This window comes from Pseudomonas sp. DWP3-1-3b3 (genome assembly GCF_049896305.1).
GTDB classification, from domain to species: Bacteria; Pseudomonadota; Gammaproteobacteria; order Pseudomonadales; family Pseudomonadaceae; genus Aquipseudomonas; species Aquipseudomonas azotoformans_A.
On the sequence record NZ_JAFCUA010000013.1, the window covers coordinates 1 to 21056 of the forward strand.

At 60.5% G+C, this 21056-nt stretch carries 17 protein-coding genes; 9 read left to right on the forward strand and 8 right to left on the reverse strand.

All coding sequences use genetic code 11. The features are described from left to right. Positions 1–370: 370 nt before the first annotated feature. The gene (tkt, locus tag ACP7BX_RS27455; protein WP_426132103.1) at positions 371–2425 is read right to left on the reverse strand and encodes a transketolase; all 2055 of its coding nucleotides are present in this window, start codon (positions 2423–2425) and stop codon (positions 371–373) included. Positions 2426–2603: 178 nt separating this feature from the next. Between tkt and ACP7BX_RS27460 the strand changes: the two genes are divergently transcribed. Next, positions 2604–2828 (forward strand): DUF465 domain-containing protein, encoded by a 225-nt coding sequence (locus ACP7BX_RS27460; RefSeq protein WP_038843444.1) that lies wholly within the window; start codon positions 2604–2606, stop codon positions 2826–2828. Between the two features lie 156 nt (positions 2829–2984). On the opposite strand, the gene hglS is transcribed toward ACP7BX_RS27460, so the two are convergent. Further along, positions 2985–4361 (reverse strand): 2-oxoadipate dioxygenase/decarboxylase HglS, encoded by a 1377-nt coding sequence (gene hglS, locus ACP7BX_RS27465; protein ID WP_426132102.1) that lies wholly within the window; start codon positions 4359–4361, stop codon positions 2985–2987. A gap of 289 nt (positions 4362–4650) precedes the next feature. Here hglS and ACP7BX_RS27470 point away from each other — a divergent pair, with 289 nt between their 5' ends. Both ACP7BX_RS27470 and ACP7BX_RS27475 read left to right on the forward strand, forming a co-directional pair. Beyond that, positions 4651–6060: an OprD family outer membrane porin gene (locus tag ACP7BX_RS27470; protein WP_033902325.1), complete on the forward strand. Its 1410-nt coding sequence runs from the start codon at positions 4651–4653 to the stop codon at positions 6058–6060. 69 nt (positions 6061–6129) lie between these two features. Continuing rightward, positions 6130–8763 (forward strand): MGH1-like glycoside hydrolase domain-containing protein, encoded by a 2634-nt coding sequence (locus ACP7BX_RS27475; RefSeq protein ID WP_426132101.1) that lies wholly within the window; start codon positions 6130–6132, stop codon positions 8761–8763. Between the two features lie 6 nt (positions 8764–8769). On the opposite strand, the gene ACP7BX_RS27480 is transcribed toward ACP7BX_RS27475, so the two are convergent. Then, the gene (locus tag ACP7BX_RS27480; RefSeq protein ID WP_426132100.1) at positions 8770–9723 is read right to left on the reverse strand and encodes a LysR substrate-binding domain-containing protein; all 954 of its coding nucleotides are present in this window, start codon (positions 9721–9723) and stop codon (positions 8770–8772) included. Positions 9724–9834: 111 nt separating this feature from the next. On the opposite strand from ACP7BX_RS27480, the gene gtdA reads away from it, so the two are divergent. From gtdA to maiA, 4 genes are read left to right on the forward strand one after another with little or no spacing between them, the layout of a single operon-like run. Beyond that, on the forward strand, positions 9835–10884 hold the full coding sequence (gene gtdA / locus ACP7BX_RS27485; RefSeq protein ID WP_426132099.1) for a gentisate 1,2-dioxygenase: 1050 nt from the start codon (positions 9835–9837) through the stop codon (positions 10882–10884). A gap of 15 nt (positions 10885–10899) precedes the next feature. After that, a complete protein-coding gene (locus tag ACP7BX_RS27490; RefSeq protein WP_426132098.1) occupies positions 10900–11592 on the forward strand; it encodes a fumarylacetoacetate hydrolase family protein in 693 nt (230 codons plus the stop codon). A 30-nt stretch (positions 11593–11622) separates the two neighbouring features. Further along, entirely contained in the window at positions 11623–12960 is a 1338-nt protein-coding gene (locus tag ACP7BX_RS27495; protein ID WP_426132097.1) for an MFS transporter, read from the forward strand. Then, entirely contained in the window at positions 12947–13588 is a 642-nt protein-coding gene (maiA, locus tag ACP7BX_RS27500; RefSeq protein ID WP_426132096.1) for a maleylacetoacetate isomerase, read from the forward strand. The genes ACP7BX_RS27495 and maiA overlap by 14 nt, the downstream gene beginning before the upstream one ends. Before the next feature lie 57 nt (positions 13589–13645). Here maiA and ACP7BX_RS27505 read toward each other — a convergent pair whose 3' ends face one another. Next, on the reverse strand, positions 13646–13960 hold the full coding sequence (locus tag ACP7BX_RS27505; RefSeq protein WP_084380048.1) for an SCP2 sterol-binding domain-containing protein: 315 nt from the start codon (positions 13958–13960) through the stop codon (positions 13646–13648). Between the two features lie 56 nt (positions 13961–14016). After that, complete coding sequence (locus ACP7BX_RS27510; protein WP_426132095.1) at positions 14017–14727, reverse strand: histidine phosphatase family protein; 711 nt, start codon at positions 14725–14727, stop codon at positions 14017–14019. 193 nt (positions 14728–14920) lie between these two features. On the opposite strand from ACP7BX_RS27510, the gene sohB reads away from it, so the two are divergent. After that, the gene (gene sohB / locus ACP7BX_RS27515) at positions 14921–15946 is read left to right on the forward strand and encodes a protease SohB (protein WP_269130901.1); all 1026 of its coding nucleotides are present in this window, start codon (positions 14921–14923) and stop codon (positions 15944–15946) included. Between the two features lie 6 nt (positions 15947–15952). Here the strand turns inward: sohB and ACP7BX_RS27520 are convergent, their stop codons facing one another. Further along, complete coding sequence (locus ACP7BX_RS27520; RefSeq protein ID WP_426132094.1) at positions 15953–17488, reverse strand: MFS transporter; 1536 nt, start codon at positions 17486–17488, stop codon at positions 15953–15955. Between the two features lie 150 nt (positions 17489–17638). Here ACP7BX_RS27520 and ACP7BX_RS27525 point away from each other — a divergent pair, with 150 nt between their 5' ends. Further along, on the forward strand, positions 17639–18514 hold the full coding sequence (locus ACP7BX_RS27525; RefSeq protein WP_426132093.1) for a LysR family transcriptional regulator: 876 nt from the start codon (positions 17639–17641) through the stop codon (positions 18512–18514). On the opposite strand, the gene ACP7BX_RS27530 is transcribed toward ACP7BX_RS27525, so the two are convergent. Continuing rightward, the gene (locus ACP7BX_RS27530; protein ID WP_038846173.1) at positions 18492–19607 is read right to left on the reverse strand and encodes an MDR/zinc-dependent alcohol dehydrogenase-like family protein; all 1116 of its coding nucleotides are present in this window, start codon (positions 19605–19607) and stop codon (positions 18492–18494) included. The two genes, ACP7BX_RS27525 and ACP7BX_RS27530, sit on opposite strands and share 23 nt — an antisense overlap. Before the next feature lie 63 nt (positions 19608–19670). Next, positions 19671–20678 carry a substrate-binding domain-containing protein gene (locus tag ACP7BX_RS27535; protein ID WP_426132092.1) on the reverse strand — a complete coding sequence of 336 codons (1008 nt, stop codon included), beginning with the start codon at positions 20676–20678 and terminating at the stop codon, positions 19671–19673. Positions 20679–21056: the final 378 nt, after the last annotated feature.

Genomic DNA, 21056 nt, shown 5'->3' on the forward strand with positions numbered 1-21056 from the left:
CTTGCTCGCGAAGGCGGCGTGTCAGCGATTACATCTCTGACTGATCCACCGCTTTCGCGAGCAAGCCCGCTCCCACAGTTTTGATCTCCTACATCAGGTAGATATCAATCGGCTCTGGCTCTGGCTTTGTTTTTGATTTTGATCTTAGGCGGCCCCCCAAATCGCTGTCGGATTACGGGCATACCGAGCCTAGGTGAGGTACCGAGTGTTGGGGCAAGAGCCTTTTGCTTACTTTTGGCTGGGCCGGCATTCCGGCTTTTCAAAAGTGAGCCGCTGTAAGAGCGGAACCAATACCAGCCGTTACCAAAGAAACGGATATGTACCCGATCAAAAAAATCCCCCCGCAATCGCCCGCAATCCCACTTTGAGCTCAACCCTGAATCAATTGAACCTGCGATAAAGCCTGCTCCACCACATTCTCAACGGTAAACCCAAACTTCTCCTGCAACTTGGCCAACGGCGCCGACGCACCAAAGCTGTTCATCACCACCTTGGCCCCGGTCTGCCCGACATACCGGTCCCAACCCAATGGCCCAGCCTGTTCCACCACGACCCGCGCCTTCACCGCTGGCGGCAACACGCTGTCGCGATACGCCTGGTCCTGGTCTTCAAATAACTCCCAACTCGGCATCGAGACCACCCGCGCCGCAATCCCTTCGTTTTCCAACTGTTCATACGCCGCCACCGCCAGACTGACCTCGCTGCCGGTCGCCAGCAGAATCACCTTGGGCTGGTCGGCACTCGCCAGCACATAAGCCCCCTTGGCGGCCCCGGAAGCCGCCGCATACTTTGTACGATCCAACGTCGGCAACGGCTGGCGCGACAACACCACACAGCTTGGCCGATGGGTTTGCGCCAAGGCGACCTTCCACAGTTCCAGGGTTTCATTGGCATCGCCGGGCCGCAGCGTCAGCAACCCCGGTGTGGCGCGCAGTTGCGTGAGGTGTTCGATCGGCTGATGCGTCGGCCCGTCTTCGCCAACACCAATCGAGTCATGGGTAAACACAAACACCACCGGCAATTCCATGATCGCCGCCAGGCGGATCGGCGGTTTCATATAGTCGCTGAACACCAGGAAGGTCGAGGTGTAGGGGCGCAGGTAGGACAGCGCCATGCCATTGGCAATCGCGCCCATGGCATGTTCGCGAATGCCGAAATGCAGGTTGCGCCCGCTGTAGTCATCGGCACTGAAACGCCCGGCACCATCGAAGGTGAGGTTGGTTTTGGTCGACGGCGACAAGTCTGCCGAGCCGCCAAGCAGCCAGGGGATCTGCTGGGCGAAGGCGTTGAGTACCTCGCCACCTGATGCACGGCTGGCTACGCCCTTGGCATCGGTCTCAAAGCTGGGAAGTTGCGCCTGCCACTGTTCCGGCATTTCGCCCGCGCGCATGCGGCGCAGTTCATCGGCCAATTGCGGGTCGAGGTCGGACAGGGTCTGGTTCCACTGTTGATACAGCGGCTCGGCGCGTTCCAGCAGAGCGTCACGCAAAACCGCGCGCGCGTCATCGGGCACCAGGAAGCTTGAGTCCTGCGGCCAGCCGTAAGCGGCCTTGGTCAGGCGGATTTCTTCATCGCCCAACGGTTCGCCATGGGCGGCGGCGGTGTTGTGCTTGTGGGGCGAGCCGTAGCCGATCACGCTGTCGACCACGATCAGGGTCGGTGCGCCGGTATTGCTTTTGAAGGTCTCCAGCGCGGCGCTCAGGGCCTGCAAGTCATTGGCGTCGGTCACGTGCAGCGTGTGCCAGCCATAGGCCTGGAAGCGCTTGATCACGTCTTCGCTGAACGCCAACTCGGTGTGGCCTTCGATACTGATGGTGTTGTTGTCGTAGATCCAGCACAGGTTCGCCAGCTTCAGGTGGCCGGCCATCGACGCCGCTTCGCTGCTGATGCCTTCCATCATGTCGCCGTCACCGCACAGGGTATAGACGTCGTAGTCAAACAACACCTTGCCATCGCGGTTGAAACGCTCACCCAACCAGCGCTCGGCCATCGCCATGCCGACGCTGTTGGCACAGCCCTGACCGAGGGGGCCTGTGGTGGTTTCTACACCAGTGGTCATGCGGTACTCGGGGTGGCCCGGCGTTTTCGAATCGGCCTGCCGAAATTGCTTGATGTCGTCCAGGCTGATCGCCGGCTGGCCCGTGCGCTTGCCATGGGCATCGATCTCTACCACACCGGCCAAGTGCAACAGCGAATACAGCAACATCGACGCGTGTCCCACGGACAACACAAAGCGGTCACGGTTGGGCCAGTCGGGATGCTCCGGGTGATAACGCAGGAAGCGACTCCACAGCGTGTAACCCACCGGCGCCAGGCCCATGGGCGTGCCCGGATGGCCGGAATTGGCCTTCTGTACGGCGTCCATGGCCAGGGTGCGGATCGTGTTGATGCATTGGGTGTCGACAGCGGTGGTGGCATGAGTCATGAAACCGGTCTCCCTCGAATGGCTATCTAGAGTGGAGGGCAGGGCGCCGCAAAGGTTTGATCCAAACACCTGCGCCGCGACGAACGGGGCAGTATTGACCCCGAACATGACAAGACCCCTCGCAATGGTCTAGCTTCTAGGTCGTAGTAAGCCATTGATCAACGTGCGGAGGTACGCCATGCCAGTGAAACACGACCTGTATCTGGATTTGGGGAAGAGCAAGGAAGAGGTTCACGAACGCAGGGCGAGCGACAAACGCCTGGACTCGCTGCTCACTCAATACGATGACGCTGACAAGGAGGTGCTGAAGGCAGAATCGGCAAGCGCCAGCGATGAGGATGTGGAGAAGCTGAAGAAGAAACGGCTGTTGATCAAAGACGACATTGTGGCGAAGTTGGGTTAGGCGATGGTCCGCGCTCCTACAGGGCGCGGACACATTTGTTCAGAATTGTCTGAAGGACAGGGCGGCTTTCACTGCCTATGATGCCCACCGCCCACCCGGCTCTGGGGACTGTTGCGGCGCAAGGATTGCGCTGGTGAGCCGGGTGGGTACTTCATTTCAGGCCAGCAGTGCCTTTGTGCAGTCATCAATCGAGCGCTGCTGCGTCTCTTCATACAGCTTCAACTCATCGACAGTCGGACGGCCCAGCGCCTTTTCGAATTCGGCCTGATTCGAGTTGGCCGCGTAATGACTCTGCGCCGCATCCCCCAGGTTCGACTGGAAAATCCCCGCCGCACTCACCGGCAGAAAATCTTCATACACCAACGGCTCTACATCGATGTGGCCCGCTGCGATCAGTGCTTCAAGAGTACGCGGTTGCTCGGCCGTACCGCGCGCCGCCAGGCCCTGTGCGGTGGTGAAGTAGCGGAAGTACGCCAGGCCCTGTTCACGCATCTGCGCGTGGTTATCCGGGAAGGCCTGGAAGTGATGTTCCATCAATTGCATATAACGCGCGGCGTTGCCCTCATTGGGGAAAGCGCCCAGTTCGTCGCGCGCGGCGTTCAGCAACTGGTCGTACAGCGCGCGGCCTTTGGGGGTGAGCGCCACGCCGCGTTGTTCGATTTCGCCGAAGCGTGCGCTGTGGCTGCCCTGGGCGTCGGTAAAGGCGATGGGTTCGTCGAGGGCCTTGAAGCTGGTCTGGCGCAGCAGGATCGGGCAGCGGCGGCGAGGCGGTCCTTCGATCACGGCTTTTGGCGTGATGCCTTTGCCGGGCATGGCGGCTTGGACCTGGTCGATGTCCAGGGTGCGCGGGGTCAGGTGGTTGATGTGCGGGCCTTTGAAGGCGACCACGTCGGCGATCAGGCGATGCTGGTCGCTCAGTTGCTGGTACTGCGCGCCGGTGACGGTGGCGGTGTGGTGCCAGCGGAAGGTTTCCAGGGCCTGGCGGATGAACTCATCGGCGTCCGCAACGTTGAGGCCGCCGTCTTTTTCCGCTTGTTCGATCAGCGCCAGGGCGCCGGGGGTGAAGATCGAGCGTTTGGCCAGGGCGGTTTCGGCAAAGGCGCGCAGGTCGTGGTTCTCGATCAGTTCCAGGCGCAGCAATGAGGTAAACACGCGAAACGGGCTGGTTTGCAGCGCCTGTTCATGCACGGCGCGAAACGCGGTGGAGTGCACGGGCACGCCAGCCGGTGTCAGGTCGTAGTAGCCCACCGGTTGCATGCCCATCACTGCGAACAGGCGGCTGATGGTCGCCAGTTCTTCTGCCGTGCCCAGGCGGATCGCGCCGTGGCGTTCCATGTCCAGGCGCTGGATTTCGCCGGTGCGTTGCAGCTGCTGCGCCAGGTGCGGCTGGGTGTCGAGCACGTGGGCATTGGTCTCGGCCACCAGCTCCATCAGCGCGCCATACAGGGGAACTTCATCTCGGTACATGTCGGACATGGCCTTGGAAAAGCCCTTGCGGATCTCGTCTGGGCTGACATGTGAAGTGGTGGGCATAGAAAAATTCCTGATGGCGATGACGATAGAGGTGACCTTTGCCTGGATTTTGTTGAGCGCAAGGCACGCTTGCAAACGAAGAATCCTCAGGACTTCATTCTGCAAATGAATGAGATGACGTGAATATGACAAAAAACAGCCCGTGAGAAATTTCATTTAAGGGCGATTTTCCTAACTAATTCTTCACGGAGTCTGCCCCGGTCGGCATGAAAGAATCGTCACGTTTGCAAGGATGAAAACGCCGTTATGCACACCAGACACATAAAAAAATGTTTAGGGGCTGTCGTTAATGAAAATTTCTACACTGGCGTTGTCGATCACCGCCGCCGTTCTTGCACAACAGGCATTCGCTGATGATTTCGGGCTCGGTTCGCTGGGCACGGGCAACGGTCACAGCGGTTTCCTTGAAGACAGTCACGCGGCCATCAGCTCGCGGACCATGTACTACAGCGCGGATAACCGCTCGGGGACCAACAACGACCTGCGCGAAACTGCAACGGCGCTGCGTTTTGACTACAAATCCGGCTTCACCCAAGGCACCGTCGGCCTGGGGTTTGACGTCATGGCCTTCGGCGCGCTGCGCCTGGACGGTGGCGATGGTCACACGGCGGGCGCGGGCCTGTCGGGTAACGGCAACAGCTTCTTCCCGACCAAGAACAACGGCACTGAACCTGCCGATTCCTTTGGTCGTGCCGCTGGCAATGTGAAGTTCCGTGTTTCCCAGACCGAGTTGCATGTCGGTGGCGGCTTGGCGCCGGTGCTGCCGATTTTGGTGTCCAACGACAGCCGAGTGGCGCCGCAGACCTTTGACGGCGGCATCCTGACCTCCAACGACATTCCCAACGTCACCTTTACCGGTGGTGAGTTGAACCGTGCCGAAGGCCGTGCCTCCAGCAACTCCACAGGTTTGAGCGTGGCCGGTGGGACGCGCGACAGTGACAGCTTCAAGTTCGGTGGGGTGGACTACAAGCCGTTTGGTTCTTCCGACAACGTCATCGCGAAAAACCTGACGTTGCAGTACTACTACGCGCAGCTGCAGGACTTCTACAAACAGAACTACTTCGGCCTGGTCCACGTCTTGCCGCTGGGCAATGACCAGTCGTTCAAGACCGACCTGCGCTACTTCGACAGCAGCAGCGACGGCAAGAACGGCGAGAGCGGCTACCAGTTCAACAACAACGGCGGCTACGCCAAGCACGCCGGCGAAGTGGACAACAAAACCTACAGTGCGGCCTTCACCTACCAGTTGGGCGGTAGCAGCTTGATGCTCGGTCACATTGGCGTGAGCGACGACGGCGGCTTCGTGTGGGTGAACCAGGGCAGCCTGGCTGACCCACACGCACAAGGCGCGGGCGGCAGCGACTTCTACCTGTTCACCGATGCTGTGGTCGGCCAGTTCTCCCGCGCGGGCGAGCAGGTCAATTTTGGTCAGTACTCGTATGACTTCAAGGCCTACGTACCGGGTCTGAAGGCATCCGTGGCTTATCTGGATGGCCGGGACATCAAGTCGAAGGTAGCCGGTGGCCCTGACCAGAAAGAAAACGAAGCCGACTTCCGCCTGGACTACGTCGTGCAGGCCGGTCCTCTGAAAGGTTTCGGTACGACTTTCCGTACTGGTACTTATCACGGCAAGAACACCGGCACCGCCGACCAGGACCAGACCCGCCTGATCTTCAACTACACCTACGCGATCTTCTAAGTCTTCATGTGCACCCGGGCGTCATTGGGCTCTACACTGCCTCTCATCTGGTAGGCGATGGAGGATCCGATGACGGCCACACCCGACAACCGAATACGTGCAACCCTCGAAGGCCAACGCCTGGCGCAGCAGGATGCCGAGCGTTGGCGCGAGTGGGGCCCTTATCTGAGTGAACGCCAATGGGGCACGGTGCGCGAAGACTACAGCGCCGACGGTGATGCCTGGACCTACTTCCCCCATGAACACGCGCGCAGTCGCGCCTATCGCTGGGGCGAGGATGGTTTGGCGGGTTTCAGCGACAAGGCGCAACGCTGGTGCCTGGGCCTGGCCCTGTGGAATGAGCGTGACGCGATCCTCAAGGAGCGTCTGTTCGGCCTCAACAACGCCGAGGGCAACCACGGTGAAGACGTCAAGGAACTGTACTTTTTCGTCGACGGCGTCCCGAGCCATGCCTACATGCGCATGCTCTACAAATACCCTCATGCCGCCTTTCCCTACGCCGACCTGATCAGCGAAAACGCCCGCCGTGGCCTGGCGGATGCCGAGTACGAGATCCTCGATACCGGCGTGTTCGAAGACAACCGCTACTGCGATGTCAGCGTCGAATATGCCAAGCATCAGCCCGACGATATCTTCATGCGTGTCACCGTACACAACCGTTCTGACCAGCCAACGCGTGTGCAGGTGCTGCCCCAGCTGTGGGCGCGCAATGACTGGAGCTGGACCTTCGACGCACCCAAGCCGCAGTTGACGCTGGACGGCGAGCAGGTGCTGGCGCGTCATCATGAGTTGGCGGATCGCCATCTCAGCGCCTGGGGCCAGGACGGGATGGAGTGGTTATTCTGCGAGAACGAAACCAATATCCCCCGGCTGGATGGGCAGGCGGCGCCGGGGCCGTTCAAGGACGGAATCAATGATTACGTAGTCGGCGGTGACCACGCTGCGATTCGACGCGACAGCGGGACTAAAGTCGCCGCGCGTTTCATCCTCGACCTGGCAGGCCTGGAAAGCAAAACCCTCTACCTGCGTTTTGCGCCGGTCGACGCGCCGCCGGTCAACGCCCGCAAGCTGTTCGAGCAACGCCGCCAAGAGGCCGATGACTTCTACGCCGCCTTGCAACACGGTATCGCCGATGAGGACGCGCGCAATGTGCAGCGTCAGGCCCTGGCCGGGTTGCTGTGGTCCAAGCAGCTTTACTATTTCGATGTGAACCAGTGGCTCGACGGCGACCCGGCACAACCCGCGCCGCCGCCCGAACGCCTGCATATCCGCAATATCCATTGGCGGCACTTGTCGAATTTCGACATCCTTTCCATGCCCGACACCTGGGAATACCCGTGGTACGCCTCATGGGACCAAGGCTTTCAGGCGGTGGCCATGGCATTGATCGATCCGGGCTATGCCAAGCAGCAACTGTTGCTGCTGGTGAAAGACCGCTTCATGCACCCCAACGGCCAGTTGCCGGCCTACGAATGGCGCTTCGACGACGCCAACCCGCCGGTGCATGCCTGGGCCAGTTGGCGCGTCTATCAGCAGGACAAGGCGCTGACCGGCGTCGGTGATATGGATTTCCTGGAGCGGATTTTTCACAAGCTGCTGTTGAATTTTTCCTGGTGGGTCAATCGTAAGGATGCCGAGGGGCGCAATCTGTTCCAGGGCGGCTTCCTCGGGCTGGACAATATCGCCTTGTTCGACCGCTCGGCCGCACTGCCGCCGGGGTATCAACTGGATCAGGCTGACGGCACGGCGTGGGTTGCGGCCTATGCGCTGGACCTGATGCGCATCGGCCTGGAGCTGGCCAAGCGCAATGGGGTGTATGTCGATATCGCCGTGAAATTCTTCGAGCACTTCCTGTATATCGCCGGCGCCATCAACCGCGTCGACGACGGCGCCGAAGGCCTGTGGGATGAGCAGGACCTGTTCTTCTACGATGTGCTGCACCGCCCCGATGGCCAGAACGAGCCGGTGCGCCTGCGTTCGATCGTCGGGCTGATGCCGCTGTTTGCCGTGCTGGTGCTGGAGCAGCGCGAGCATGAAGGCCTGGAAGGGTTGCGCGAGCGTTTGCTGGGCTTCATGAAGCACCGTCCGGACCTGGCCAAACTGGTCTCGCGCTGGAACGAACCTGGACAGGGTAATCGCCTGTTGCTGGCGCTGCTGCGCGGTGAACGCACCAAGGACCTGTTGCGACGCATGTTGGATGACAATGAGTTCCTGTCGGCGTTTGGTGTGCGCTCTCTGTCCAAGGCGTTCGCCGAACAACCGCTGGCGTTGAAGATGAACGGCAATACCCTGTGTGCGAGCTACCAGCCCGGCGAATCCGACTCGCGACTGTACGGCGGCAACTCCAACTGGCGCGGGCCGTTATGGATGCCGGTGAACTACATGCTGATCGAATCGTTGCGCGAATTTCACCGCTATTACGCCGATAACTTCTCGGTGGAGTACCCGACGGGCAGTGGTTATCTGTCATCCCTGGAGGAAGTGGCTGACAGCCTCAGTCAGCGACTGACCCGGTTGTTTCTACGCGATGAGAATGGCCTGCGGCCGTCGATGGCCGGGTATGCGCAGCTGGAGGCTGACCCGGAGAGTCGCGACCTGGTGCTGTTCCATGAGTATTTTCATGGCGAGACCGGGCGCGGGTTGGGGGCTTCGCATCAGACGGGGTGGAGTGCGTTGGTGGCGTTGTTGCTGCAGCCCAGGTGACGCCGTTCACGGCTCCTTTGGGGTGAGATAGGAGTCGAGCCGGCCTGGCTCTCCAGCGGCAGTCGTGCGCAGGCACTCCATCATTGTTGGCAACCCTGTATCAACGAAGACTTCATCGCGCCAGCACATACCGACTGAGCCGGCGGTTCCAAGCGGAAAATCCAATGACACCAGCAAGCCGCGATGGGCAAAGTGTTCCGCCACCCGCGCCGATGTGACCGATAGCAGGTCGCTGTACTGCAATAACCACAGGTTACCTACCAGGGACGATGACTCGATGCGGCAGGGCAGCGGTGGTCGGCCTGCGTCTGTCAGCGCAGTGTCGAGTTTACTGCGCACCGACGTACCGCTGGGCCAGACAATCCAGTCGAATGTGTAGAGTTCCTCCCACGTCAGGTGGGCGCGTCGGGTCAGCGGGTGGCCGGCACGACAGACGACGCGCATCGGTTCCTGGTAAAGCCGTTCGCAGCGCAGGGAGTGGCGCGGAGCGTAGTTGTCGAGGCGCCCGACCACCAAGTCCAGCTGGCCCAGTTCCAGGCGTTCTAGCAGGGTGTCCATGGCGCTTTCTTCCAGTGCCACGTGGGCGCAGGGGTGGCGGCGCAGGAATGCCATGATTGCTGCAGGTACCAGGTTGGGCGCTGACGCCGGAGACGTGCCGATGGCCACGCGAAAACTGTTGCCATCTTGCAGAGTCTCCAGAGCATGACGCGCCCGCTGCATTTCGCCGAGTACCCTGCGCGCATGGGCCAACAGCATGCTGCCATGGGCCGTGAGGTGCAGGCCTCGGGCGTGGCGCTCGAACAGCGGCGCGCCGATACTCTCCTCCAACTCCTTGAGCCACTTGGACAGCGCGGGTTGGGTGGTGAATGACACTCTGGCGGCCTCGCTGATACTGCCGGTTTCAGCAAGGTTGACCAGAAGCTGCAAATGCTGCAGGCGCAGGCGTCGAGTCCAGTTCATAGGAAAGGGCCATATGCAATTGGGTATGGACACATCATGAATCGGCATTATTCACACAGGGGGCCGGGTTGGATACTCCCAGCCACTGAGTCCGGCTTTGCGGGTGAACCTATGAACAGTCTCACTGATGATGCGCGTGCTGCGTTTTACCAACGAATTGATCAACACCGGCTCATACCGTTGTGGGAGCGCCTGCATAACCTGGTACCCGCGCAGCCGGCTGCCGCTTGTACGCCGGCGCTGTGGCGCTATCGCGACCTACGGCCTTTGCTGGCAGAAGCCGGGCGGCTGATCAGCGCCGAGGAAGCGGTGCGGCGAGTGCTGGTGCTGGAAAACCCGGCGTTGCGCGGAGAGGCATCCATCACCACCAGCTTGTACGCTGGTCTGCAGCTGATTTTGCCGGGTGAGATTGCCGCCAGTCATCGCCATAGCCAATCGGCGCTGCGTTTTGTGCTGGAGGGGCAGGGCGCCTATACCTCGGTAGAGGGCGAGCGTACCCGCATGTCTGCCGGCGACCTGATCATTACACCGTCATGGACCTGGCACGACCACGGTAATCCGCTGACCGAACAGGGTGGCGAGCCCGTGGTCTGGCTCGATGGGCTGGACATTCCCATGGTGCGTTTCTTCGATGCCGGTTTCGCTGAAAACAATGAGCAGGCGGTTTCGGCCCTGACCCGCGAAGAGGGCAACAGCTTGCTGCGATACGGCCAGAACCTGTTGCCGATGCGCCATGAGCCGCGTTCGCTGGCATCGCCGCTTATCAATTATCCCTATGCCCGCACCCGCGAAGTGCTGAGCCGGCTTTTTCAACAAGACCCGCTGGACCCTTGGGACGGCATCAAGTTGCGCTTTATCAACCCGCTCACCGGCGGTTGGCCGATGCCGACCATTGCCAGCTTTATGCAGTTGCTGCCCAAAGGGTTTCGCGGCCAGCCTTATCGCAGCACAGACGCGTGCGTGTTTTCGGTCGTCGAAGGTCGCGGCAATGTGTGTATTGACGGGCAGCGGCTTGTGTTCGAACCCAAGGATGTTTTTGTGGTGCCCAGTTGGGCACAGGTGAGTTTTTCAGCGGAGCCAGAGTGTGTGCTCTTCAGCTTCTCTGACAGACCGGTCCAGCAAGCGCTGGGGCTATTGCGTGAATTGCGCGAAACCTTTTGACGGTGGGAGAAGCTCATGAACTACGTCTTTGAACCCCAACCGGCCACAGCCTTGTTTGTTCAGGGCCGCGACCTGTGTTTTGCCGTGCGCCGAGTATATTGCGTGGGTCGCAACTATGCCGCCCATGCACGGGAAATGGGTTTCGACCCGGATCGCGAACGGCCGTTTTTCTTTTGCAAACCCGGTGATGCTGTGGTGCCTGTGGCCGCAGGCGCGACCTTGGAGCTGGAGTACCCCTCTCAGACCAACGACTACCACTACGAGGTCGAGCTGGTGGTGGCAATCGGCAGGGCCGGACGGAATATTCCTGCGGATCAGGCTGCCGGATATGTCTGGGGGTATGCCGTGGGGCTGGACATGACCCGCCGCGACTTGCAGTTAGGCTTGCGCAAGGCAGGTCGTCCGTGGGAGGCAGGCAAATCCTTCGACCGCTCCGCGCCGATTGGCCCACTGTTGCCGGTCACCGAGGGGCAACCCGGTGGGCCGTTGTGGCTGCAGGTCAATGGGCTGGATCGCCAGCGCAGCAGCCTTGATCGATTGATCTGGTCGGTGCCGGAAATCATCAGTGAACTGTCGCGCTTTTTTGAATTGCGCCCTGGTGACTTAATCATGACTGGCACGCCGGAGGGCGTCGGGCCCGTGCTGGCGGGGGACCTGATGCACGCGGGAATCGAGGGCGTGGGCGAGTTGCATGTACAGGTGATTTGACGGGCAGCTCGACTGCCCAAGGAGTCTTCAATGTCACGTACAACGGTTGACGTGCAAGGTTTTATCGATCGGCACCCGGTGTCGCACTTTCAACTGCGCATCCTGGTGTTGTGTTTTCTGGTCGCTGCATTGGATGGTCTGGACACCGCCGTTGGTGGTTTCATCGCTCCGGTCTTGCGCGATGAATGGGGGCTGACCGCCGGCCAGCTTAACCCGTTGCTGGGTGCGGTATTGCTAGGGTTGATGTGCGGCGCTTTTGTCGCCGGGCCGTTGGCGGACCGGTTCGGACGCAAGCGTGTGTTACTGATGTCGGTGTTAATTTTTGCCGGTGTGAGCGTGGTGTCGTCGACAGCCAACGACGTGCAGACACTCACCGTATTGCGCTTCGTGATCGGGCTGGGCCTGGGCGGCGCGTTACCTAATGCCGTGACGCTGACCAGTGAGTACTGCCCGGCGCGGCATCGCTCGTTGATGGTTACCTTGATGTTTTGCGGATTCACCCTGGGCTCTGCCTTGGGGGGCGTGCTGGTGGCCCATTGGCTGCCGATGATCGGCTGGCGCGGCGTGTTGCTGGTCAGTGGATTGTTGCCGCTGTTGTGTCTGCCGTTGCTTCTGATGGGGTTACCGGAGTCGGTGCGCTTCCTGATCGCGCGGCGCAATGTTCCGGAGCAGGTCAGCCGAATCCTGCGCCGTATCGCGTCGTTCCCCGAGAATGTGCACTTTCACCTGGGAACGGACCAGGCCAAGGGATCACCGGTGGGGCAAATCCTGCGTGGTCGGCTGCGCTTGGGGACATGGATGTTGTGGGGATCGTTTTTCAGCGGTTTCGTGATCATTTACATGATGACTAACTGGCTGCCGACGTTGATCAAGGACACTGGCTTGAGCCTGTCGCAGGCCGCATTGGGCAGTGCGATGTTCCAGGTTGGCGGCACGCTGGGCGCTATCATGCTGGGGGCGGCCATGGATCGCCTGGATGCGTGGCGCGTGCTGACGCTGGCCTATCTGGGTGGCGCGCTGATGATGCTTGCGGTCAGCCAGTGGTATCAATATTTTCCGGTGCTGGTGCTCTGTATCACAGCCATAGGGTTTTGTATCAGCGGCGGTCAGGTCGGGGCGAACGCCTTGGCAGCCGGGTTCTATCCCACCACTAGCCGTGCCACCGGCATTGCCTGGTGTCATGGAGTGGGCCGTGTGGGCTCTATCGGCGGCACGCTGGCAGGGGGGATGTTGCTGGAGACAGGCATGAGCGGGATATTCATTTGGCTGACGTTGCCCGCGTTGTTGGCGGCGGTGTCGGTGTGGGTGATGGGGCGTCATTATCGTCGCGTCTCGAACCTTGGAGGGGCCCGTCATGCAGCTCTATAGTTTTTTCAACAGTTCGGCGAGTTGGCGAGTGCGTATCGCGTTGACGCTCAAAGGATTGGCGTTCGAATCGATTGCGATCAACCTTCGTGAGGGGCGCCAGCATGGCGCCGCTTACCAGGCGTTGAGCGTTTCGGGCAGCGTGCCTTTGCTGGTTGATGGATCGGGACAAGGCATCGGTCAGTCACTGGCGATCATAGACTACCTGGACAGCCGTTTTGCGCGCACGCCTCTGTTACCGGTCGAGCCCTTGGCGCGGGCGCGGGTCTTGGAGGTCGCCCACCTGATCTGTTGCGATATCCACCCCCTCAACAATCTGCGGGTTTTGGGGTATCTACAAAAGACACTACACTTGAGTGATCGACAGAAACAGGCCTGGTATCAGCATTGGGTCGAAGAGGGGTTCCAGGCGCTGGAAACCGCACTGGATCGGCATGGCTACGGGGACTATTGTTTCGGCGACCAGCCCGGGCTTGCGGATTGCTGTCTGGTGCCGCAGGTGGGTAACGCACTGCGTATGGGCTGCGAGGTGCAACGGTTTGAACGTACGCTGGCGGTGTATGAGCGGTGCCAGACACATCCGGCTTTTATCCAGGCTAAGCCTAATCGACAGCCGGATTTTTCCGGCTAAAACCAATGGCCAAAAAAATCCCGCCAGATCGGCGGGATTCAATTGATTCGGAGTGAATCAAGCCGGGAACAGTTCGCTCAGCTTCATCGCCAGCATCATGTCGCCTTCGGTGCGCAGCTTGCCGCCCATGAAGGCCTGCATGCCGTCGGTCTCGCCGCTGACGATGCCTTTCATGGTGTCAGCGTCCATCACCAGGGTGACCTGGGCGTCTGGGTTTTCGCCTTCCAGCAGTTCGCAGGTGTTGTTTTTTACCACCAGCGAGAAGTTCTGGGTGTCGTCGATGCGGAAACCGAACACCAGGTCCAGGCCGTCGGCGGCGGCTGGGTTGAATTTGGCTTTCATTGCTTCTACAGCTTTGGCTACGTCAGTCATGGTTTCGATCCTTTAGGGTAGAGTCCAGTGACCTTGGGGTCACGGTTGGCCGCAGCTCATCGGAACGTGATGAGCTGCGGCGCCTTCAACAGTTGCAAGTGGGCATGACTGTTGAAAGAAGCCAGTGCCACCTCGCGACCGCGGAATTTCAGCTGGTTGAGCGAGGTGTTAACAATTTGCCAGTTCAGTTCGAACGCTTGCGCGGCAGGCATCCGGGTAATCAGGTGGAGCAGGGCGGTGATGGTGCCGCCGGAGGTGAACACGGCGATTTTCTGCGCGTTGTCCGCCGCTTCAAGAATACGTTGCAGGCCACCCTGGACACGTTCCACAAAACCCAGCCAGCTTTCCAGCCCTGGCGGGTCGTAGCTGCCGGCCAGCCAGCGCTCGATGATCAGGGCGAAAATACGCTGGAATTCGCTGCGGTTCTGCGCGGCATTGCGCAGGATTTCCAGGGCTTCGGGTTCGGTGGTGAGCAGGTCGGGGAGCAGGGCGCGGATGATTGCGTCGGCATCGAATTCGTTGAAGGCGCTGTCGGTTTCCAGTGCCGGTACCGGCAGGCCCAGGGCACTGTACTGATCGAACGCAGCGGTGGCGGTGTGCTGCTGGCGGCGCAGGTCGCCGGCCACACAGCGGTCGAACACCAGGCCCATTTCCGCCAGGTGGCGGCCGAGTACCTGTGCCTGCTCCACGCCGACGGGCGACAGGACGTCATAGTCGTCTGCACCGAAGGAGGCCTGGCCATGTCGAATCAGATAGATGCTGCCCACGTCCGTTTTCCCGGTACGTTGAAAGTCTGGCGAGGTTATGAGGATGCCTGCGAGCTGTCAATGAAAAAACATACGCTTGTTTTAAAAGCTCGTTAGAGGGCGCCTGGTGGCGGTTTGAGCACTGGCTCCCGGCAAGCCCCGTCGGTATGCTTGGGCAATCCGCGCCTGGCGCACTGCACTTGTAAGGAGAACCATGGATTTTTTGGCCGAATACGCGAGCTTTCTGGCGAAGACCGTCACCCTGGTGGTCGCTATTCTGGTGGTACTGATCAGCTTTGCGTCGCTGCGCAGCAAAGGCCGTCGCAAATCCGCCGGCCAATTGCAGGTCAGCAAACTCAATGACTTCTACAAGGGCCTGCGTGAGCGCCTGGAATCGACTTTGCTCGACAAAGACCAGCTCAAGGCCCTGCGCAAGTCCGAAGGCAAGGCCGAAAAGAAGAAAGGCAAGCAGAAAGCCGAGGCCAAGCCACGGGTGTTCGTGCTGGATTTTGATGGCGACATCAAGGCCTCGGCCACTGAAAGCCTGCGCCATGAAATCACCGCCCTGCTGAGCCTGGCCACACCGAAGGATGAAGTGGTGTTGCGCCTGGAAAGCGGTGGCGGCATGGTCCACAGCTACGGCCTGGCCTCCTCGCAACTGGCGCGTATCCGCCAGGCGGGCGTGCCCTTGACCGTGTGCATCGACAAGGTCGCGGCCAGCGGCGGCTACATGATGGCGTGCATTGGCGAGAAGATTATCAGCGCACCGTTTGCCATCCTCGGTTCCATCGGTGTGGTCGCTCAGTTGCCTAACGTGAACCGCCTGCTGAAAAAACACGATATCGACTTTGAAGTGCTGACCGCCGGCGAGTACAAGCGCACCCTCACCGTGTTTGGCGAAAACACCGAGAAGGGCCGTGAGAAGTTCCAGGAAGACCTGGACATCACTCACCAGCTGTTCAAGAACTTCGTCTCGCGCTACCGCCCACAGTTGGCCATCGATGATGTCGCGACCGGAGAAGTGTGGCTGGGTGTTGCAGCGCTCGACAAGCAACTGGTCGATGAACTGCAAACCAGCGATGAATACCTGGCCACCAAGGCCAAGACCGCCGAGGTGTTCCACCTGCACTATGCCGAGCGCAAGAGTTTGCAGGAGCGCGTGGGCCTGGCGGCGAGTGGCTCGGTGGACCGCGTGCTGTTGACCTGGTGGAGCCGGTTGACCCAGCAGCGGTTCTGGTAAGGCTGATCAGCGGTGTACAGGTTTCCTGGAGGCCTGTTGCACCGCTGGTATTGGGTTTTTCATCAATGTCCCCACCACTAAAGCCCCCAGCAAGCCCAACAATCCCGCGACCCACAGCACACCACTGAACCCACCCACAAACGCCTGCCGTGCCAGCGGTTGAACCACCTCTCGCGCCGACTTCGGTAGCAATCCCATCGCCGCCGGCATATCCCCGGCCACCACGCGTGAAGCAATCCCGTTCACCTGCGCCTGCCATTGCGGGTCGATGCTTGCACTCAGCAGCTGTTCGCTGTGGCTGCTCAGCAACGCCCCATACACGCCAATCGCCAACATGATTGCGCTGAAGCGCATGGTGGTGCTCATGCCGGAAGCCATCCCTGCGCGGTCCCGAGGCACGCACGCCATGATGTTTTTCTGCGTATCACCATTGAGCAGGCCCGCACCGGCGCCCGTCACGGCAATGGCCAGGGCAAAGGGCAGGTAGCCGCCCAGATTGACCGCCCAGGCACTCAGTAAATTGCCGCAACCCACCAGGGTCAATCCGGCGGCCATCATCGTCGCGGGTGCGAAACGTCCGGCCAGGCGCGCGCCAATGCGTGGGCAGGCCAGCATGGTCACGGCAAACGGCAGCATGCCCAGGCCCGAGGCAATCGCGGAGAAACCCAAGCCGTTTTGCAGGTAGAACGGCAGCAACGTCATCATCACCTGAGCGCAACCGGCGTAGGCAAACATGCCCAGCAGAGCGCCGATAAAGCGTGGGTGGCGAAACAATTGCAGGTCGACCATTGGCCGCTGCTGCAGGCGTTCAACCAGTACGAACACGCCCAGCAATGCCGCGCCGCCGATCAGCCGCGCATAAGTCAGCCGGTTATCCCAGCCAATCCGATTGGCCTCGATCAACCCCCACATCAGGCACAGCAGGCTCGCGCTGAACGCCAGGCTGCCCCAGGGATCGAGCCGTGCGGACTGGGTATCGCGGGATTCCGGAATGGCGCGCAGTACCAGGCTCATCAGCGCCAGGCCCACTGGCAGGTTGAGGTAGAAGATCCAGCGCCAGCCCAAATACTGGGTAATAAGGCCGCCGAGGGTAGGAGCGGCAGTCATCGCCACGCCCATGCACGCGCCCCAGAAGGCCCAGGCTTTGGCCCGTTCCGCTTCATCGTGGAAGGTGTGGCCGATGGATGCCAGGGCTGACGTCAACAACAGTGCCGCGCCCACGCCTTTGATGGCGCGAGCGATATCCAGCAACAGCGCAGTGGGCGCTGCACCACAACCCAGGGAGGCGAGGATGAAAATGCCCAGGCCCCAGATCAGGGTTTTCTTGCGCCCGAAGCGGTCGGCGATACTGCCCGCCGGTAGCAGCAGGGCGGCAAACGCCAGCATATAGGCGCTGACCACCCACTCGATGTCGGCAAAGTTTGCCCCCAGGTCGCGAGCAATGCTCGGCAGGGTCACGGCGACGATATTGGTGTCGAGCACAATCAGCGAGCAGACACCGGAGGCGGTCAGCAAGGTAAGGCGTGGGCTGACCCGGCTCATGATTGAATTACCTCAAAGGCAACACGGAAAATGCAGTTGACGGGCATCGCAAGGGCTCTCTACTGTTCTAGTCGCTCCAGCATATCCGCGCTGCCCAAAGTCCTTGTTAGCCAGGCGGAACCACTTCATTACCTTTGAGCTAATCCAGCAATGGACATCCGCCACTTTCGCTACTTCCTGGCCGTCGCCCGGCAGCGCAATTTCACCCGCGCTGCCGAACAATTGGGGATTGCTCCGCCGACGTTGAGTCGGCAGATCCAGGACATGGAAACCAGCCTGGGCACACGCCTTTTTATCCGTCAGCAGCGCGAAGTCAGCCTCACCGAGGCGGGTGCTGCGTTGTTGATCGAGGCGGAGGTGACGGTGCGTCAGTTCGAGTTCGCCCAGCGTAATGCCCAGCGCGCCGGGCGTGGTGAGATCGGCCACATTGAGCTGGGCTATGTGGCATCGGCGGTGTATTCCGGGGTACTGCAGCGGCAGATGCGCGGGTTTTGCCAGGCGTTTCCCGATGTCAGCGTGAACGTACGCGAATGCGCCATGGCCACGTTGCCGGGTGCGGTTGCGGACGGGCGCTGCGATATCGGTTATATCCGCTCACCGATGACCTTGCCGGAGAGTGTGGAAGCGCTACGCCTCGACAGTGAAGGCTTTGTGCTGGCGCTGCCGCAGGATTCGTGGCTGCTGGGGTTGAAAGCCATCCACTGTGAGCATTTGCAAAACGAAACCTTCATCCTGCCGGAACAGATCAGCGGCACGCTGCACGTGGCCGCCCAAGGCGGTTTTGCGCCGCGCCTGGGGCCGCAACCCGGAGGTTTGGTGGCGGTGGTCGCATTGGTGTCATTGGGGCAGGGCGTGGCCGTGGTGCCGGCGTCGGTGGTGGGGCATGCCAGCTTGCCGGGCGTGGTGTATCGCACGATCCAGGGCAGTGACGCATCGTCCTGGCTGTCGTTGATTCACCGGCGCTTCGAAAAAGCGCCGGCGGTGGTGCGGTACATCCAGCAGGTCAGGGCTCAAGCACAACCTTGAGGGATTTGTCGCCGCGCTCCATCACGGCAAAGGCTTCCTTGAAATCCGCCAGGGCGAACTTGTGGGTGACCACGTCGCGCATGTCGATCTTGCGGTTGCCGATAAAGTCGATGGCGCGCGGGTACATGTAGGGCCCCAGGTGCGAGCCCAGCACATCCAGCTCCTTGCGGTCGCCAATGATCGACCAATCCACTGTGGCCTCGTCATTGAACACGCTGAACTCGACGAAGCGCCCCAGCTTGCGCAGCATCGCCAGGCCCTGGTTGACCGCCTTGTGATGACCGGTGGCTTCGATGTAGATGTCGCAACCGTAGCCGTCGGTGATTTCACGGATCTTGGCCAGCACGTCGACTTCGGCGGGGTTCCACACCTCGTCGGCGCCCATGCGCAGGGCGAGGGCGGTGCGTTCGGGCTTCATGTCCAGCACGATGAGCTTTTTCGGGTTGCGCATGCGCACCGCGCCGATGATGCCCAGGCCCAGTGTACCGGCGCCGGCGACCACCACCACGTCATCGAAATCCACGTTGGCGCGTTCGGCGGCGTGCAGCGAGCAGGCCAGCGGTTCGATCAGGATGGCCTCGTCGGGGGCGATGGAATCCGGCACTTTATGGATGATGCCTTCCTTGGTGAAGATCATGTACTGGGCCATGGCGCCCTGCACATTATTCTGGAAGCCATACAGGTCGTGTTTCTGGCACATCCAGTACTGGCCGTGGTTGCAGAAGCGGCAGCCCCAGCACGGCACGATCTGCTCGGAAATGACTCGGTCGCCAATCTTCACGCCGCGTTTTTCCGCGCCAGGGCCGAGGGCGACCACGCGGCAGACGAACTCATGGCCGGGAATCATCGGCGGTTTCACATAGCGCGGTTGTTCGGCATCACCCCAGAACGAGGGCGCGCCGCGGTAGGTCTTGATGTCACCCATGCAGATGCCGCACAGCTCGACCTTGGTAAGGATTTCCTCAGGGCCTGGCGTGGGCACGTCGACGGTTTCCAGCCGGTAGTCTTCCGGGCCATGGCAGACCACGGCCTGCATGGTTTTCGGAATGATCGGGGACAGTTGTTCTTGCGGGCGTTCGGTGACGGTGGACATGGCTGGCCTCACAACAAAGATGAACCTATCGCTCCCGCGCGGGGAGCGACAATCCGGCAGGGCTTACTTGGCGCCGCTGACTTGCTTGTACAGCGCGTCGGCATTGGCGTTGGTGACCGGCACCCAGGGCAGGATGTAGTTTTTCGCGGTGCCGTCACCCCATTTCACGTCTTTGGCGTAGCGCTCCCAGATCACCGATTTGGGTTTGTAGTCACTGCCGCTGAGTGCGCGCAGGGCCACATCCAGGGCGCCTTGGGACTGGGCCTGGGCGTCTTGCAGGAAGGTGGTGACTTCATCTTTTTTCGCCGCCTGGATCGCGTCCGGCATGCCGTCGATGGATGTGACGGGCACATCCTTGGACGTCAGGCCGTGGGACTTGAGCGCTTGCACGGCGCCGAGGGCCATGTCGTCGTTCTGTGCGATCACGCCGTTGATGCCTTTGGGGTGGGCGTTCAGCCAGTCCTCGGTGAGTGTCAGGGCTTGGGCGCGGTCCCAGTTGGCGGTCTTTTTCTCGATGATCTTGATGTCCGGGTGCTTGCCCAGCACTTCCAGCTCGCCTTTTTCGCGGTCGATCTGTGCCGACTGGCCAATCGGCCCCTGGATGATCACCACATTACCCTTGCCGTTGAGCTTGTCGACCATGGCCTGGGCCTGCAGGCGGCCACCTTCCACGTCGTCATTGCCGACATAAGGCACGGAGGCATCGGCTACTTTCGTATTGGAGGCGATGACCACCACGTCGTTGCTCATGGCTTGCTTGACGGTGCCCACGCCGGCCTTGGTGTCGATGGGCACGAACAGGATGGCGTCGTAGTGCTGGGTCACCATGTTTTCGATCTGGTTGTTCTGGGTCAGCGCGTCGTAGTTGCCATCGAACACCGTGAGCTGCACGGTGCCATCTTTGACGGCAGGGTGCTCCTTGAGCTCGCGCACCCAGTTCTGCATGAATTGGCCCTTGAGGCCGTAGACCGCCGCGCCGACCTTGTAGGTCTTGCCGTCGGCGGCCAGGGCGATGCTGCTGGCGAGGAGGGAGAAGGCCGCAGCGGCGGCGAAGGTCGTACCAAGTTTCATGATGAGCACCCCATTTATTGTTGTAGTCAGTCGGTCATTCATTGCCTTGCACTGATCATATGTTTATCAAATGAAAATCTGATCAGTCAAACGCTTTCGCTAAAAATGCATAAATAGCGTGTTTTAAGGGTTTCTATGAATGAAGTGGCGATTTCTGGCATGCATTTTGTTGTTGTTTGTGTGATATAAATTTCAATAGGTGATCATATGATCGTGCTGGTTTGGCAGCAGTTACAGATCTTGTAATAGTTTTGCGTTGTGGGAATTTTCTGTTTCGGCTGTACGATTCAAGTCCTTTTGTCATCGCAGGATTTGCATGAACACCCTCTCGGAGCCTCCCAGTCGTCTTTCCCCAAGACAACCGCTGCCGCTGTTCCC